The organism is Drancourtella sp. An57 (genome assembly GCF_002161525.1).
Lineage (GTDB): Bacteria > Bacillota > Clostridia > Lachnospirales > Lachnospiraceae > Sellimonas > Sellimonas catena.
In genome coordinates this window covers 52,698-69,652 of sequence record NZ_NFHY01000017.1, presented here as the reverse complement: position 1 = coordinate 69,652, position 16,955 = coordinate 52,698, and the positions used below count along the sequence as shown (strand labels likewise).

14 protein-coding genes, 1 tRNA gene and 1 riboswitch are annotated in these 16,955 nt (G+C 45.3%); of the genes, 13 read left to right on the top strand and 2 right to left on the bottom strand.

The window, feature by feature from the left end; genetic code table 11:
* The first annotated feature begins 248 nt into the window (after positions 1-248).
* Positions 249-356: riboswitch (TPP riboswitch) on the top strand.
* Between the two features lie 101 nt (positions 357-457).
* Both thiW and thiC read left to right on the top strand, forming a co-directional pair.
* Entirely contained in the window at positions 458-967 is a 510-nt protein-coding gene (gene thiW / locus B5G11_RS13320) for an energy coupling factor transporter S component ThiW (protein ID WP_087167508.1), read from the top strand.
* Between the two features lie 226 nt (positions 968-1,193).
* A complete protein-coding gene (gene thiC / locus B5G11_RS13315) occupies positions 1,194-2,504 on the top strand; it encodes a phosphomethylpyrimidine synthase ThiC (RefSeq protein ID WP_087167507.1) in 1,311 nt (436 codons plus the stop codon).
* Between the two features lie 176 nt (positions 2,505-2,680).
* Here the strand turns inward: thiC and B5G11_RS13310 are convergent.
* Positions 2,681-2,751 (bottom strand) — tRNA-Trp (locus B5G11_RS13310).
* 243 nt (positions 2,752-2,994) lie between these two features.
* On the opposite strand from B5G11_RS13310, the gene B5G11_RS13305 reads away from it, so the two are divergent.
* The 11 genes from B5G11_RS13305 to B5G11_RS13255 all read left to right on the top strand — a co-directional run bounded on the left by B5G11_RS13305 (position 2,995) and on the right by B5G11_RS13255 (position 15,269).
* Positions 2,995-4,572 (top strand): ABC transporter substrate-binding protein, encoded by a 1,578-nt coding sequence (locus tag B5G11_RS13305; RefSeq protein WP_087254601.1) that lies wholly within the window; start codon positions 2,995-2,997, stop codon positions 4,570-4,572.
* 71 nt (positions 4,573-4,643) lie between these two features.
* Positions 4,644-5,594, top strand: coding sequence for an ABC transporter permease (locus B5G11_RS13300; protein WP_087254597.1), 951 nt, complete (start codon positions 4,644-4,646; stop codon positions 5,592-5,594).
* Positions 5,595-5,606: 12 nt separating this feature from the next.
* Positions 5,607-6,506: an ABC transporter permease gene (locus B5G11_RS13295; RefSeq protein ID WP_087254594.1), complete on the top strand. Its 900-nt coding sequence runs from the start codon at positions 5,607-5,609 to the stop codon at positions 6,504-6,506.
* Positions 6,503-7,522, top strand: coding sequence for an ABC transporter ATP-binding protein (locus B5G11_RS13290; RefSeq protein ID WP_343215515.1), 1,020 nt, complete (start codon positions 6,503-6,505; stop codon positions 7,520-7,522). The genes B5G11_RS13295 and B5G11_RS13290 overlap by 4 nt, the downstream gene beginning before the upstream one ends.
* Complete coding sequence (locus tag B5G11_RS13285; protein WP_087254591.1) at positions 7,519-8,487, top strand: ABC transporter ATP-binding protein; 969 nt, start codon at positions 7,519-7,521, stop codon at positions 8,485-8,487. The genes B5G11_RS13290 and B5G11_RS13285 overlap by 4 nt, the downstream gene beginning before the upstream one ends.
* A gap of 207 nt (positions 8,488-8,694) precedes the next feature.
* Complete coding sequence (locus B5G11_RS13280; RefSeq protein WP_087254587.1) at positions 8,695-9,045, top strand: DUF2200 domain-containing protein; 351 nt, start codon at positions 8,695-8,697, stop codon at positions 9,043-9,045.
* Between the two features lie 5 nt (positions 9,046-9,050).
* The gene (locus B5G11_RS13275) at positions 9,051-9,692 is read left to right on the top strand and encodes a GNAT family N-acetyltransferase (RefSeq protein ID WP_242959065.1); all 642 of its coding nucleotides are present in this window, start codon (positions 9,051-9,053) and stop codon (positions 9,690-9,692) included.
* A 143-nt stretch (positions 9,693-9,835) separates the two neighbouring features.
* Positions 9,836-10,396, top strand: a complete 561-nt coding sequence (locus B5G11_RS13270) for a hypothetical protein (RefSeq protein ID WP_087254585.1) — start codon at positions 9,836-9,838, stop codon at positions 10,394-10,396.
* Between the two features lie 255 nt (positions 10,397-10,651).
* Positions 10,652-11,155 (top strand): MarR family transcriptional regulator, encoded by a 504-nt coding sequence (locus B5G11_RS13265; protein WP_087254582.1) that lies wholly within the window; start codon positions 10,652-10,654, stop codon positions 11,153-11,155.
* A gap of 21 nt (positions 11,156-11,176) precedes the next feature.
* Positions 11,177-13,432 (top strand): ABC transporter ATP-binding protein, encoded by a 2,256-nt coding sequence (locus B5G11_RS13260; RefSeq protein ID WP_087254580.1) that lies wholly within the window; start codon positions 11,177-11,179, stop codon positions 13,430-13,432.
* Entirely contained in the window at positions 13,425-15,269 is a 1,845-nt protein-coding gene (locus tag B5G11_RS13255; RefSeq protein WP_087254577.1) for an ABC transporter ATP-binding protein, read from the top strand. Before B5G11_RS13260 ends, B5G11_RS13255 begins: the two co-directional genes overlap by 8 nt.
* 63 nt (positions 15,270-15,332) lie before the next feature.
* Here the strand turns inward: B5G11_RS13255 and B5G11_RS13250 are convergent, their stop codons facing one another.
* Positions 15,333-16,808 carry a DUF1846 domain-containing protein gene (locus B5G11_RS13250; protein WP_087167501.1) on the bottom strand — a complete coding sequence of 492 codons (1,476 nt, stop codon included), beginning with the start codon at positions 16,806-16,808 and terminating at the stop codon, positions 15,333-15,335.
* Positions 16,809-16,955 lie beyond the last annotated feature (147 nt).

Here is a 16,955-nt window from a genome sequence, read left to right as displayed (position 1 = left end):
GCAGTAATGCATGGAGCTGACTGTTACTAATAGGTCGAGGGCATAACCAAGGAATGGTGGATAGGAAAAAGCAGGATGACAGAAACGTGGACTTATATGTGGTTTTGAAGGTACATGAATGAAGGAGACAGCTAAGGCTGTCTTTTTTTGATACTTGAATCTGGAGTTTTGATCAGATATAAATTTCAATTTACTACTTGAAAGTGAGAAATAAGAGGACTATAATTGTCTATGATCAGATATTTGAATAGTGTGACACAGGGAGCTGACCGGAGTCGGCTGAGAGGAGGCTGGATCGCCTCGACCTGAGACCTGATTTGGATAATGCCAACGTAGGGATGATGATGAAATTATTTAGGATACTAAATCTGGAGATGCCCTGCGGCATCTCTTTTTCTTTTCCCGGAAGGTGTTACAGGAAAATATCTGAGAACTTATGGAAAGGAGCTGTGTGTTGATGAAACAAAATACAGCAACAAAAAAACTGGTACTGGCAGGAGTGCTGACCGCACTGGCGGTCGTTGGAAGTATGATCAGCTTTCCGGTGGCAGGAAGTAAATGTGCACCGGTACAGCATATGGTTAATATTCTGGCGGCTGTAACCCTTGGACCGGGATGGGGAGTCGGTATTGCTTTCTGTGCAAGTCTGCTTCGGAACATAATGAGCCTCGGCAGCCTTCTGGCATTTCCGGGAAGCATGGTGGGAGCATTGTGCTGCGGACTTGTCTATATGGGATGTAGAAAACTTGCTCCGACCTGTGCGGCAGAAGCTATTGGAACAGGAGTTTTGGGAGGCTTGTGTGCATATCCGGTTGCAAAACTTCTGATGGGTATGGAGCCGGTGGGCCTGTTTGTCTATGTCGTTCCATTTCTGATTTCAACGGTAGCAGGAAGTATTCTGGCATTTATTTTGATTACAGTACTGGAAAAAGGTGGAGCGCTTAATCAGCTTCGTATGGCGAATTAGTTTATCGGAAGTGAAACGCTTCTGAGAAAGCGGCAGGCCGGGGACACCACTTTCTGCCGCTATAGAAAAATCAGGTTGTGGTTAAAGGAGGAAAACAAACTTGATGATCACCAGACAAAGAAACGGTGAAGGCGTCGGCATCCAGATGAGAGCAGGAAGTAATTATTCTGCCTGTCTATCTATAAAAGCCGGCGTCTGACAAAGGAAGAAAAAGGAGGTAAAGAATATGGAAACCTACACAACTCAAATGGATGCAGCCCGGAAGGGCATTGTCACTTCTCAGATCAAGACAGTAGCGGAAAAAGAAAAAATGCCGGTCGAAAAGCTGATGAAACTGGTAGCAGAAGGAAAGGTTGCAATCTGCGCTAATAAACGTCACTCCTGTCTTGATCCGGAAGGAATTGGCAGTATGCTTCGAACAAAAATTAATGTAAATCTCGGAGTCTCGAGAGACTGCAAAGATTATGATATTGAGATGCAGAAAGTGCTGAGTGCCGTTAATATGGGAGCTGAGGCAATCATGGATCTTTCCAGTCATGGAAATACACAGCCATTCCGTCAGAAACTGACGAAAGAATGCCCGGTGATGATCGGGACTGTTCCTGTTTACGACAGTGTGATTCATTACCAGAGAGACCTGGCAACACTTTCAGCAAAAGATTTTATTGATGTCATTCGGATGCATGCGGAAGACGGCGTAGATTTTGTGACACTGCACTGTGGAATTACAAGAAAGACGATTGAACAGATCAAAAAGCATAAAAGAAAGACAAACATTGTAAGCCGCGGCGGAAGTCTGGTATTTGCATGGATGAGCATGACTGGGGAAGAAAATCCATTTTACGAATACTTTGACGAAATTCTCGATATTTGCGAGGAATATGATGTAACCATTTCCCTTGGAGATGCCTGCCGCCCAGGGTGTCTGGCAGATGCAACAGATGTGTGTCAGATAGAGGAACTTGTCCGTCTTGGAGAGCTGACAAAACGCGCATGGGCGCATAATGTCCAGGTTATGGTAGAAGGTCCGGGGCATGTACCGCTGGATCAGGTAGAGGCAAACATGAAAGTCCAAAACAGTATCTGTATGGGAGCACCGTTTTATGTACTCGGCCCGATTGTGACGGATATTGCGCCAGGCTATGATCACATCACAGCAGCCATCGGAGGCGCTGTAGCAGCAATGAATGGGGCAGCTTTCCTTTGTTATGTAACGCCTGCAGAACATCTGGCACTGCCAAATGTAGATGATGTAAAACAGGGAATTATTGCATCGAAAATCGCGGCACACGCAGCAGATATCGCCAAAGGAATTCCGGGAGCAAGAGAGATCGATGACAGGATGGCAGAGGCCAGAAGAAAACTGGACTGGGAAGAACAGTTCGCGTGTGCGTTGGATCCGGAAACAGCGAAAGCAATCCGGGACAGCAGAAAACCGGAAGATGATCACAGTGACACATGCAGTATGTGCGGAAAATTCTGTGCGGTCCGGAGTATGAACAAGGCTTTGGCAGGAGAATATATCGACATTTTGTAGAAAACGGATATATCGGCACTGACCGGAATCGGAAAAGAAAGATCAATGCAAAGAAAGAAGAGCATTTTCGGCTATCTAATATCATAGCATGAAAATGCTCTTTTCTATTTGTGTTCTACCTTGTGTTCTATTTCAAACCCGGACATGAAAAAACCGCCGAAATTCGGCGGTTTCAGCAGGGGATGAGAGAATCGAACTCCCGCTAAGAGTTTTGGAGACTCCTGTCATACCATTTGACCAATCCCCTTCTTTAGTTCTTTTAACTGTTTTTACTTATATCACATTTTGGACTGTCATGTCAAGTATATTGTATTCCATGAATAGGGAAAATCATTACCAAACAGCTGAAGCGGTACATATGACGAAAAGGCTGTGATCTTGTCAAATAGAAAATCAACATGATGCCCATTATGATTATCAATTTGCTTTTTTTACCCCTGCTGAATATAGTTATGTTATATATTCGATATATGCTTTAGGAGGTAAAATTATGAAAAGAAAACCATTATTTGGTGCAGCAGCCCTGTTGATGAGTACTGCACTGGTATTGGCGGGATGCGGAGGCGGAAACTCAGACAGCGGATCAGGCGGATCAGGAGACAGCGCATCCAAGAACAAAGAGGAGCTGCATGTTGCAATTTCGGCGAATCCGCCTTCTCTGGATCCTCAGTCTATCAATTCTAACATTGTAGGGGGAATCGGAGTACATGTGTACGAGCCATTGTTTGCGATGAATGCAGACTATGAGCCGACACCAGTACTTGCAGAGTCTTATGAAGTAAGCGATGACGGAATGGTGTATACGATCAAGCTTCGTCAGGGCGTGAAATTCCACAATGGCGAGGAGATGACAGCAGATGATGTTGTTGCTTCCATGAATCGCTGGATCGAAGTATCCGCAAAAGCAAATACACTGATCGGAGGATCTGTATTTGAAAAAGTAGATGACTATACGGTAAATCTGAAAGTTAATCAGGCTTCTTCTGATATTATTATGATTCTGGCAAGCCCGATTCAGGCGGCTGCAATTTATCCGGCAGAGGTTGTTGAATCTGCGACAGCAGAGGGAATCAGTGAGTACATCGGAACAGGTCCTTATAAGGTTTCCGAGTGGAAGCAGGATCAGTATGTAAAACTCGAAGCATATGAAGATTATCAGCCTTCCGAAGGAGAAGCAAGTGGACTTGCTGGAGAAAAGCAGGCTGCTACCCCGACAATCTATTACGATGTGGTAACAGATGCTTCCACACGAATTGCGGGAGTGCAGAGTGGAGAGTATGATATTTCAGAAGAAATTCCGATTGATAATTATGAAGATCTGTCTTCTGATAATGGATTGACATTGAAGGTGGACCGTGGAGGTACTTTGAATCTTTTCCTGGATACGACAGAGGGTGTGATGGCAAATCAGACATTCAGACAGGCAGTTCTTGCGGCTCTGAACTGTGATGACATCATGCTTGCGGCATATGGAAATCCGGATCTGTACGAGCTGAATGCAAGCTGGAGTGATCCGACAGATACACAGTGGGGAACTGATGAGGGAAGTGAATATTATAATCAGCAGGATACAGAAAAAGCAAAAGAACTTCTTGCAGAAGCAGGTTATAATAACGAAAAAGTAGTACTGGTAACAACCCAGGACTATCCGGAAATGTACAATGCAACTTTAGTTGTGCAGGAAGAGCTGAAACAGGCGGGAATTAATGCAGAAGTAGAAACGTATGATTTCAGTACATTTATGGAACATCGTTCTGATCCGCAGCAGTTTGATATGTTTATTACAAGTAATTCCTACAACATGCTGCCAATTCAGCTATCTGTACTTGACAGTGGCTGGGCTGGTCTGAATGCACCGGAAGTGACAGAAGGAATTACTGCAATTCGTGCCGCATCTTCTGATGAGGAAGCAGCAGAAGCCTGGGCAGATTTACAGACATTTTTGTATGAGTACGGCGCAGCAACCGTTCTTGGCCATTATACAGGTGTGATAGCAATGGATAAAGGTGTAACAGGATACGATTATCTCCGTTTCCCGATCTATTGGAATGTGACTGCATCAGAATAAATGCCATACAATGATAACAGCGGAATGCGGATGTGCACTCCGCTGTTCTTTTATGGAAGGAGTAACAAATCATGCTAAAGTATATTTTAAAACGGATTTTATCGCTGATCCCGGTACTTTTTGTGGTATCCTGCGTGATTTTTCTTGTTGTCTATATGATTCCGGGAGGCCCGGCTACGGCGCTTCTTGGAATGGAAGCGACACCGGATCAAATTGACGCATTGAACGCGGAACTCGGATTTGACAGACCGTTTCTTGTTCAGTATGTGGACTGGTTTACCAATGTTCTGAGAGGGGATTGGGGAGAATCTTATTTCCTTCACCAGACAGTAACAAGCGCGATTGCAGAATATTTTGTACCGACATTGAGCCTTGCAGTGTTTGCGCAGATCATTGCTCTGATTTTGTCGATTCCGCTCGGAATTCTGGCAGCATACAAAAGAGGAACTGCACTGGATCTTACCTGTGTAACTGCATCTCTTTTAGGATCGGCGCTTCCTGGATTTCTGCTCAGCATGTTTCTCATGCTGTTTTTCGGCGTTTACCTTCACTGGTTCCCGGTGGCAGGATACGCAGCACTTTCAGAAGGTCTCGGAGAGCACCTGCGTTATCTGTTTTTACCTGCGCTTTCCCTTGGTATTGTGCAGGCAGCGTATCTGACAAGAATGACAAGATCTTCACTTCTGGAGACTCTTTATAAAAATTATATTCAGACTGCACGGGCGAAAGGGCTAAAAGAAAAGAAAGTTGTGATGAAATATGCGCTCAAAAATGGGGCACCGGTTATTCTTACGGCCGTGGGACAGTCATTTGGAAGTTTGATTACCGGTACGATTGTGACAGAGACATTGTTCAATATTCCGGGACTTGGAATGCTGACACTGACTTCTATCAACCGGAGAGACGTATTTGTCATTCAGGGAGTGGTACTCTTTGTGACGCTTTTGTACGTGATTGTGAACTTGATTGTAGATATTCTGTATGGTTTTACAGACCCAAGGCTTCGGCCGGGACGAAAGTAGGAGGAGAAGGGAATGCTGATACGACGGAAAAGTATCTCTGCTGCCAGTGAAGCGATTTTCCGGGAGCAGAGAACATTAAAAAAAGAAAAACTTCTCGCAAACCCGGCACTGATTATCGGGTTTGTTGGATTTGTATTGATTGTGCTGCTGGCAGTGTTTGTCCCGATCTTTAACTCAACGGACCCTAACGCCATGGAAGTGACGAAGAGACTGCAGCCACCCGGAGATGGATATTTGTTTGGGACAGATGAATTCGGACGGGATCTTTTTGTTCGTGTGATGTACGGGGCGAGAGTTTCTCTTTGGGTAGGGGGATGTGTTGCAATATTTTCCTGTGTACTGGGAACGATTATTGGCATTTATGCCAGCTACTTCAAAGTGCTGGATCAGATCCTGATGAGGATCTGCGACGGGCTGATTGCCATTCCAGGTATTCTGCTGGCCATTGCGTTGATTGCAGCCCTTGGAACATCGAGCTGGAATGTAATTCTGGCACTTACCATTGTCTATACGCCAAGCGTAGCAAGAACGGTGCGGGCAAGCGCGCTTGTCATTAAAGAGCAGGCTTATGTGGAAGCGGCAAAGGTACAAGGATTCAGTAATTTCCGGATTCTCTGGAGAATGATTCTGCCGGGAGTAATTTCTCCGTTGACCGTGCAGGCATCTTTTATCTTTGCTCAGGCAATTATCTCGGAGGCGTCCTTAAGTTTTCTGGGAGCAGGAATCCCTGCGCCGGCAGCAAGCTGGGGAAATATGCTGGAATCCAGCAAGATGGTATTTTCCAGAGCACCATGGACAATGATTTGTCCGGGAGCGGCTGTCATTCTATGCGTGCTCAGCCTGAATCTTCTCGGTGACGGCCTTCGTGATTATCTGGATCCGAAGGCGAAAGGAGGAAAGAAAAAGGCATGATGGAAGAAAAGAAGAATGAAACTCTTTTGGAGATAAAAGAGTTGAAAGTATCCTTTCCGGTACACAAAAAGTGGCTTCCGGCTGTGGATGGTGTCAGTCTGGAAATCCATCCGGGAGAGATTACAGGAATTGTAGGGGAATCCGGATCAGGAAAGAGTGTGATGTCGCAGTCGATTCTGCGTTTGAGAGACCATGATACAGCAGTACGTTATGAGGGAGAAATTCTGTTTGAGGGGGAGAATCTTCTGCAAAAGCCGCTTTTCCGGATGCGCGATATCCGGGGGAACCAGATCTCCGTTATTTTTCAGGATCCGCTGAATTCATTGAGTCCGGTTCATACAGTGGGGAACCAGATTTCAGAAGTATTGATTCTGCATAAACAGCTCTCTAAAGAAGAGGCTGGAAAACGGAGCATTCAGATGTTGAAAATGACCGGAATTCCGGATCCGGAAGCGTGCATGAAAAAATATCCATTCGAGCTTTCCGGAGGAATGCAGCAAAGAGTTATGATTGCCATGGCCCTTGCGTGTGAGCCGAAACTTCTGATAGCGGATGAGCCGACAACAGCGCTGGATGTAACGATTCAGGAACAGATCCTGCATTTGATCCGGGATCTGAATGAGCGTCTTGGAATGTCAGTGCTGTTTATCACACATGATATGGGAGTTGTGTCCAGAATCTGCCACAGTGTAAAAGTCATGTATCTGGGAGAGGTCGTAGAAGAAGCACAGACACAGGAGCTTTTTGAGAATCCATGCCATCCGTACACACAGGGACTTCTTGCATGTATTCCGCACCTGAGAGTGGAACGCGGCAAAGAGCTTCCAGTGATTCAGGGATCTGTGCCGTCCCTTTCCAACATACCGGAAGGATGCCATTTCTGTACGAGATGCCGTCTGGCTGACGATACCTGCAGGAACTGCCCGCCCCCGCTCGTGGAGATTTCTCCGGGACATAAGGTAAAATGCTGGAAGTATGCAGACGGAGCAAAAGAGAGGGAGGTGACAGCATCATGAGCGAACATTTGCTGGAGATCAAAAATCTGAAAAAGACCTTTCCGCTGCGAAATGGCGGATGGTTCGGGAAAAAAGAGCGTATGTGCGCAGTAGATAATCTGTCATTGACCATCGAAAAAGGGGAGACCTACGGACTGGTAGGAGAGTCCGGATGCGGAAAATCTACCACAGGAAGAATGATTGTTGGGCTGACCAAAGCGGACAGCGGATCCATTCTCTATGAGGGAAAAGATATCAGTAAGATGAGTGAGCGGGAATTCCGTCCGCTCAGAAAAGAACTCCAGATGGTATTTCAGAATTCTCTTTCAGCTCTGAATCCAAGACTGCGAATTGGAGAAATTCTGGAGGAAATTCTGCAGATTCACGGAGAACAGGACAAAGCAAAGAGAAGGGAGCGGGTACTGGAAGTACTGGAAAAAGTAGGACTTTCGGAGGAACACTATTTCCGTTTCCCGCATGAACTTTCCGGAGGGCAGGTACAGCGCCTTGGAATTGCAGGAGCATTGATCATTCATCCGAAACTGATTGTCTGCGACGAACCGGTTTCGGCACTGGATGTTTCTATTCAGGCACAGATTCTGAATATGCTGATGAACCTTAAAAAAGAACTGGGACTGAGTTTGCTCTTTATTTCTCATGATATCGGTGTAATTCGGTTTATCTCTGACCGGATCGGCGTTATGTATCTGGGAACTCTGGTAGAAGAGACAGATACGGAGACACTATTTGTCAATCCGCTGCATCCATATACGAAAACATTATTTGCGGCGATTCCGGATCCATATATTCAAGGCGGTGAATTTCAGGCACTGACAGGAGAACAGCCGGTAAGAACGGAAGACTTTCAGGGCTGCGCTTTTTATAGCCGGTGTCCGTACGCAAAGGAAATCTGCAAAAAGCAGGCACCCGAATTCCGGGAAGTAGAACCGGGGCATAAGGCAGCCTGTCATTGTTTAGAGAAATAGGAAATGAAGAAACGATAAAATTCGGGCTAGCAGATTATTTTCTGTGTGCCCGAATTTGCGTTACCTGACAGATTGAATCAGTTATTTATTCCAGCAAATCTAATAATTCATATAAAGTCGCAATACTTTCTCAGGATGAAAGAACCTGCCATCTATGATATGATGTAAAAAACAATCGTTTCAGAACAGGGGAAGGAGTGCAGGAAATTGGAGAATGAAAAAGTATATCAGATGAAGTTTGCGAAGATTTATGAGCTTTTGGTCAACAAAGCAGTGAGAAAGGATCGGACAAAGGAAGAAGTGGATGAGATTATCCGGTGGCTTACCGGATATAAGCAGGAAGAACTGAATCAGATGTCGGTATCTGAGATCGGATACGGCGAGTTTTTCCAGAATGCACCGGAGTTAAATGAAAACCGGAAGAAGATCAAAGGTGTGGTCTGCGGAGTACGCGTAGAGGAGATCGAGGAGCCGTTAATGCAGGAGATCCGCTATCTGGACAAACTGGTTGATGAACTTGCAAAGGGAAAACAGATGGAGAAAATCCTTCGGGCTTAATTCCAATGGATAAGAATCAGAAAGAGGGGGAAAAGATGAAGAGAGAAAACACACCGGAACTGGTCACAGAACGGCTTATTTTGAGGAAGTTTACCGAGGAAGACAGGGAAGCGTTGTATGAGATACTGAAAGACGAGGAGGTCAATCGCTTTCTTCCGTGGTTTCCGGCAGCATCTTTAGAGGCGGCGGAAACATTTCTGAAGGAACATTATCTGGACAGTTATAAAAAGGAAAGCGGATACCAGTATGCCATCTGTCTGAAAGGGGAGAACCGTCCGGTCGGATACATTGGTGTATCCATGGAGGAAAGCCATGACCTTGGATACGGTCTGAGAAAGGAATACTGGAATCAGGGAATTGTCACTGAGGCCGGCAGAGCAGTCATTGAGCAGGCGAGAAAAGACGGAATCCCATATTTGACAGCGACCCATGATGTAAAGAATCCGGCAAGTGGAGCGGTGATGGAAAAACTCGGTATGAGTTATCAGTATTCTTATGAGGAACTCTGGCAGCCGAAGAATTTCCTTGTGACTTTCCGGCTGTATCAGATGAACCTGGATGGACAGACGGAGCGGATGTTTAGGAAGTACTGGGAACAGTCAGAAGTACATTTTGTCGAAGAGAGAGAAGAAAAAACGAGACAGTGAAAAAATTCTCCTGTCTTGTCAGATCCTGCGAAAAGTTCTTTGGATGTTCACAGAAAATACCGGAAAAAACATGGAAGACCCTGAGGAAGTATGTTATAATTTTTGATGCTGGACAGGCAGAGAATCGGTATTAAGGGGACACTATGGAGTTTAAGGATTTGAATAAAGACATTGTCGTATTCCGCTATCATGTCAGCCCGAATTTTGGCATGGAGGGCGATGACGGCGGCTTTTCTCTGGAATTACGGGGGAATGGCAACTTGAAATTTGCAGCTTACCGGCTTTTTGATGAAATAAAGACGATGAAAATTTTCAAATTAAACCGGGAAGAGACAAAAGAGATTTTCGATATATTAAAAGAGACGGAAAAGATCTGGGAGAAGATTCCGGCAAGTCTCGATAACCATCTGAATGACGGACCGGGAAATATCAATGAGTTTATCTTTCTGGATGAAAAGAAAATTCAGGCGCGCAATATCCGGAAAACGTGGCTTCCGGGGGAGGCGATCCGGGGAGGAAAATACTATAAGCGGTTCAAAAACGTAATGAAATATGAAAATCAGATTCTTCAGATTTTTGAAGGAATTTCAAAAGTACTGAAGAAAAAGGACATTCATCTTTCACTGGACCAGTGCCGGATTCATGACAGGTGTAAGGTGAAGATCACCTGGATTGATAAGACGAAACAGCATAGTCATACATAGAGTCAGCAGACGCTTCTTAAAGGAGGCGTCTTTTCATTTTATATACAACAGTAGTTTATCACAAACACGAAAAAGAAGACAGGACAGTATAGAAAAATCCGGATGTTTCCATACATCCGGATTAATTAGTTGTTTAATTAAATTTTTGTGAAAATTTATGACTAAAAAGTGAAATAACAAGATATATATTGACATACATTAGGCAAAATACTAAACTATCGGTTAGACATCTAACTAATTAAAGGAGGAAAAACAATGGAAGAAAGATCGGTAAGGGAAATACCGGTTCCTCTTCTGCTCAATCAGATCCTGCATGCACAGACCTACAGGATCATGCAGTGTATGAAAGATGTAGATCTGAAGCCGGGGCAGGCAGGATGTCTGTTTATCCTTTCCAAGGAAGGGAAACTGCCCCAGAAGGATATTGCTAAAAAGCTTGGAGTGAAGCCTCCGTCCATCACGGCGCTTCTGAAAAAGCTGGAGGCAAGAGGATTGATTATACGCAGCCAGGATGATCAGGACCAGAGGGTTTCGTGGATCACATTGAGTGAGGAAGGCAAACATTATATTAATAAAATCAAAGACATGATGAAAGAAATGGATGAGGCAATGTTTCAGGATGTTCTGCCGGAAGAGAAACTGCTTTTTCGAAGAATCCTGCTTCAGATCAGAGAAAATCTGATGACAAAAGAAGAGATTGAAAGCTGCAGCATCGATTTCAAAAAGAAATGCATGGCTGATTTGGATGATGAAAAATAAGGCAGAAAGAAGGAAACGATTATGGGAAAATTATTCAAATATCTGAAACAGCATGCTATGGTAATTCTGGCGATTATTGTAGTGTTGTTTGTCCAGGCATTCTGCGATCTGTCACTGCCGACATATACATCAGATATTGTCAATGTAGGAATTCAGCAGGGCGGAATCGATACGACGGTTCCGGAACAGATCGGAAAGACCGACCTTGAAAATCTGCTTCTGCTTGTCCCGCAGGAAGATGCCGGGACGGTGCAGGATGCGTACAGGGAAGGAACAAAGGAAGATCTGGATACAGGAGAGGAATTTGTTGTTCTGAAAGACGCGGTCCGCAATGACGAAGAGCAGATGAACGAACTCTTCGATATTCTTGGGAAGCCGATGTTTCTGGCAGAAGGGCTTTCTTCAGACAGTGAAGAACTGGATGCGATGAAAGAGCAGATGCTTTCGCAGATGCCGGCAGGATCAGTTCAGGGGGACGTATCCATGTTTGACATTCTCCGGGTGCTTCCACAGGAACAGAGGGAATCCATGGTCCGGGAGATGGAACAGCAGGTGTCCGATATGCCGGATACGATGCTGGAACAGACAGCAACGGTTTATATTGAAAACATATACCGCAGTCTTGGGGTGGATATGGATGCCATGCAGACAAATTACATCCTGATTACCGGAGCCAAGATGCTGGGACTTGCATTTCTGGGTCTGCTCGCAAGTGTGACGGTCGGACTTCTGGCCTCCAGGACGGCAGCAGCTGTCGGACGGGATCTCAGAAGAAATGTATTTACCAAGGTTGTCGGATTTTCAAGCAGTGAATTTGACCACTTTTCCACTGCGTCTCTGATTACAAGAAGCACCAATGATATTCAGCAGATTCAGATGGTGATTGTCATGATGCTCCGCATGGTGCTCTATGCGCCGATTATCGCAGTCGGCGGTATTTACAAGGTAATTAATACCAATGTATCCATGACCTGGATCATCGCTCTTGGAGTAGTATTGATACTTGGAGTTGTGCTGCTTCTATTTCTCTGTGTGATGCCAAAATTCCGGATCCTTCAGAAAATGGTGGACCGTGTCAATCTGGTGACAAGAGAAATTCTGACAGGACTTTCTGTAATTCGCGCGTTCCATACAGAAAAACATGAGGAAGAACGCTTTGACAAGGCCAATACGGATCTGACAAAAACGAACCTGTTTGTCAACCGTGCCATGACCTTGATGATGCCGGCGATGATGTTGATCATGAACGGAATCAGCATTTTGATTATGTGGGTAGGAGCACACGGCGTGGACAACGGACAAATGCAGGTTGGAGATATGATGGCATTTATCCAGTACACGATGCAGATTATTATGGCCTTCCTGATGATCTGTATGATTTCAATTATGCTTCCAAGAGCAGCGGTGGCGGCAGGACGTGTCGATGAAATCCTGACAAGCGAGACAGCAATCAAAGATAAGGAAGAACCGGAACATATTCCGGAAGCAGGAAAAGGGCTTGTGGAATTTGATCATGTATCTTTCCGTTATCCGGGAGCCGGAAAAGATGTACTTCATGATATTCATTTTACCGCAAAACCGGGTGAAACAACCGCAATCATTGGAAGTACAGGAAGCGGTAAGTCGACCCTGGTCAATCTGATTCCACGTTTCTACGATGTGACAGAAGGCGCGATCCGGATAGACGGCAGGGATATCCGGAATGTGACACAGCATGAACTCCGGGAGAAACTAGGATATGTGCCGCAGAAAGGAATGTTGTTTTCAGGAACGATCGCGTCCAATATTGCATACAGTGATGAGAATATGCCGATGGAACGCATAGAAGAAGCAGCTGAGATTGCGCAGGCGAAAGATTTTATCGAAGAGAAACCGGACGATTATAACAGCCCGATTTCCCAGGGAGGCGGCAATGTCTCCGGAGGACAGAAACAGCGTCTTTCTATTGCGAGAGCTGTAGCCAAACATCCGGATATCTTTATCTTTGACGACAGCTTTTCAGCTCTGGACTATAAAACAGATACGGTTCTGCGTCAGGCATTAAAAGAAAAGACGAAGGACAGCACCGTGATTATCGTGGCTCAGAGAATCAGTACCATTCTTCACGCGGAACAGATTATTGTTCTGGATGAAGGAGAGATCGCCGGCATTGGAACCCATGAGGAGCTTCTGAAAAACTGTGAAGCTTACTATCAGATTGCTTCGTCCCAGCTTTCCAGGGAGGAACTGGAACAGGCGGTAAAAGGAAACGGAAAGGGGGAGGCAGCATATGAGTAATCAAAGAAGAGGTCCGATGGGCGGACATGGACATATGGGAGCCGGTGAAAAGGCAAAAGACTTTAAAGGGACATTGAAAAGAGTGCTGAAATACATTGGCCCGTATAAGATCCCGATTCTATTCGTCATGCTGTTTGCCATCGGAAGTACCATATTTAATATTATCGGTCCGAAAGTACTTGGAAAAGCGACGACGGAGATCTTCACCGGACTGGTCAGCAAAGTAACAGGAGGAGAGGGAATAGATTTTGGTAAAATCGGAAGAATTCTGGTTACCCTTCTCTGCCTGTATGTAATCAGTGCGCTTTTCTCCTTTATTCAGGGATATATCATGACGGGAGTTACACAGAAACTGACATATCGAATGAGAAAAGAAATCTCCGAAAAGATCAATCGTCTCCCGATGAATTATTTTGATACTAAGACACACGGAGAGGTGCTCTCCCGTGTCACAAACGATGTAGATACATTCAGTCAGAGCCTGAACCAGACGGCAACGCAGATGATTACATCCGTGACAACACTGATCGGAGTGCTTATCATGATGCTCAGTATCAGTCCGCTGATGACGGTGGTGGCACTTTTGATCCTGCCGATTTCTCTGATTCTTATATCATTTATTGTGAAGCATTCACAGAAATACTTCAAAAACCAGCAGGAATATCTGGGCCATGTTAATGGACAGGTGGAAGAGATTTACGGCGGACACAGTATTGTGAAAGCATTTAATAAGGAAGAGGATGTCCTGAAAGAATTCAACGAGATGAATGATGTGCTGTATCAAACCGCATGGAAATCTCAGTTCTTTTCCGGCATGATGATGCCGATCATGCAGTTTGTCGGCAATCTGGGATATGTCGGCGTTACTATTCTTGGAGGATATCTGGCAATTAAACAGACGATTGAAGTCGGTGACATCCAGTCTTTCATCCAGTATGTAAGAAACTTTACTCAGCCGATTCAGCAGGTGGCACAGGTGGCAAACATGCTGCAGTCCATGGCGGCTGCCTCCGAGCGAGTATTTGAATTTCTGGAGGAAAAAGAAGAGGATCAGTTTGCAAAAGATCCGGTATCGACAGAGGGGCTTCAGGGCAATGTGGAGTTTGACCATGTAAAATTCGGATATAATCCGAACAATATCATCATCAAAGATTTCTCCACACAAGTAAAAGAAGGACAAAAGATCGCGATAGTCGGTCCGACCGGAGCCGGAAAGACAACGCTGATTAAACTTCTGATGCGCTTTTACGATGTCAATGAGGGTGCGATTCTTGTTGACGGGCACAATGTCAAAGACTTCAACCGTGGAGAACTGCGGCAGATGTTCGGCATGGTGCTTCAGGACACATGGCTTTTCAACGGTTCTATTCGCGATAATATCCGTTACGGAAAACTGGATGCGACTGATGAGGAAATTGTGGAAGCTGCAAAGGCGGCACATGCACATCACTTCATCCAGACTCTTCCGGACGGCTATGACATGGAGCTGAATGAGGAGGCAAGCAATGTTTCACAGGGTCAGAAGCAGCTCCTGACGATTGCAAGAGCCATTCTGGCAGATCCGAAGATTCTTATTCTTGACGAAGCGACAAGTTCTGTTGATACAAGGACAGAAATTCAGATCCAGAAAGCGATGGATAATCTGATGAAAGGAAGAACAAGTTTTATCATTGCCCACCGGCTTTCCACGATCCGTGATGCGGACCGGATTCTCGTTCTGAAGGACGGAGATATTGTTGAACAGGGAAAACACGAGGAACTCCTTGCGAAAGGCGGATTCTACGCAGAACTTTACAATTCTCAGTTTGAGGACGGAAGCGGAGCAATGGCTTCCTGAAAAAGTAAAAAGCAGATACAGAAAAACCCGGACCAGATGTCCGGGTTTTGTATATTTCTGAAACTAATAGATCGGATCGTGTTCATATTTTGGCTCGCATGTCAGTTGAATGCCAAGCTTTTTGAAAAGCTTAATATCTACAGAAGAAAGCATGACAGAGGTGTGTACCTGACATCCTTTCAGTTTCGGGAGCTGCTCCATCGCATGCTGTGCAGCCGGATTGGCAGCAGACGAAATGGAAAGGGCGATCAGAATCTCGTCAATGTGAAGACGAGGGTTCTTGCTTCCAAGATACTGTGTTTTCACTTTCTGAATCGGTTCAATGGCAGTCGGAGAGATCACATGGAGGTCGTGATCAATACCGGCAAGCTCCTTGAGGGCATTCAGGATCAGTGCCGCGGAAGGTCCGAGCAGGTTGGAAGTCTTTCCTGTCATGATCTTTCCGTCCGGAAGCTCGATAGCAGCAGCGGCAGCTCCGGTGCTCTCGGCACGGGAAAGTGCTGCGTCAACAACACGGCGATCATGGATGGTGACATGTGCCTGTTTCATCAGAAGCTCCAGTTTGAAGACCTCGGAGTCCGGGATATCTCCCTGCAGAAGATCACATTTTGCCTGATAGTATCGGCGGATGATTTCCTGGCGGGATGCTTCCTGGCAGACTTCGTCATCACAGATACAGTTTCCAGCCATATTGACACCCATGTCGGTCGGTGACTTGTACGGGCTCTCTCCAAAGATCTGCTCGAACATGGCATTCAGAACCGGGAAGATCTCCACGTCACGGTTATAGTTGACAGTAGTCTTTCCGTATGCTTCCAGATGGAACGGGTCAATCATATTGACATCATTTAAGTCAGCTGTAGCTGCTTCATACGCGAGGTTCACCGGATGTTTCAGCGGAATGTTCCAGATCGGGAATGTCTCGAATTTTGCGTAGCCGGCCCGGATTCCGCGTTTGTTCTCGTGATAGAGCTGGGAAAGGCAGGTCGCCATTTTTCCGCTTCCAGGTCCAGGGGCAGTGATGACTACCAGCGGTCTGGATGTCTCAATATAATCATTTCTTCCATATCCCTCATCGCTCACGATCAAAGGAATATTGGACGGATATCCTTCAATAATATAATGAGTGTAGACACGGATTCCCATGTTTTCAAGACGGTGGCGGAAGAGATCCGCGCTCTTCTGGCCGCTGTACTGCGTGATGACAACGCTGCCGACATAGAGACCGTTTTCTTCAAAGGCGCTTTTCAGGCGGAGTACATCATCATCGTAGGTGATACCAAGATCTCCGCGGACCTTGTTTTTTTCAATGTCACCGGCACTGATGACGATGACGATCTCAGCCGTATCGGAAAGCTGTTTTAAGAGCCTTAACTTGCTGTCCGGCTGAAATCCCGGAAGAACACGGGAAGCATGGAAATCATCAAAGAGTTTTCCACCAAACTCCAGATACAGCTTGTTGTCAAAATGACTGATCCGTTCACGGATATGCTCAGACTGCATATGGAGATATTTGTCATTATCAAATCCTATTTTCATACACAAACCATTCCTTCGCAAAAATTTATTTCTTGTCCTATATTTTGAAAATACTACCTGAATAGTATACTACAATTTACGGGAATTTTACAATATTTAATATGTAGAAAAGGAAGCTGGATCCTCACTAAAATTTCACAATGTTTT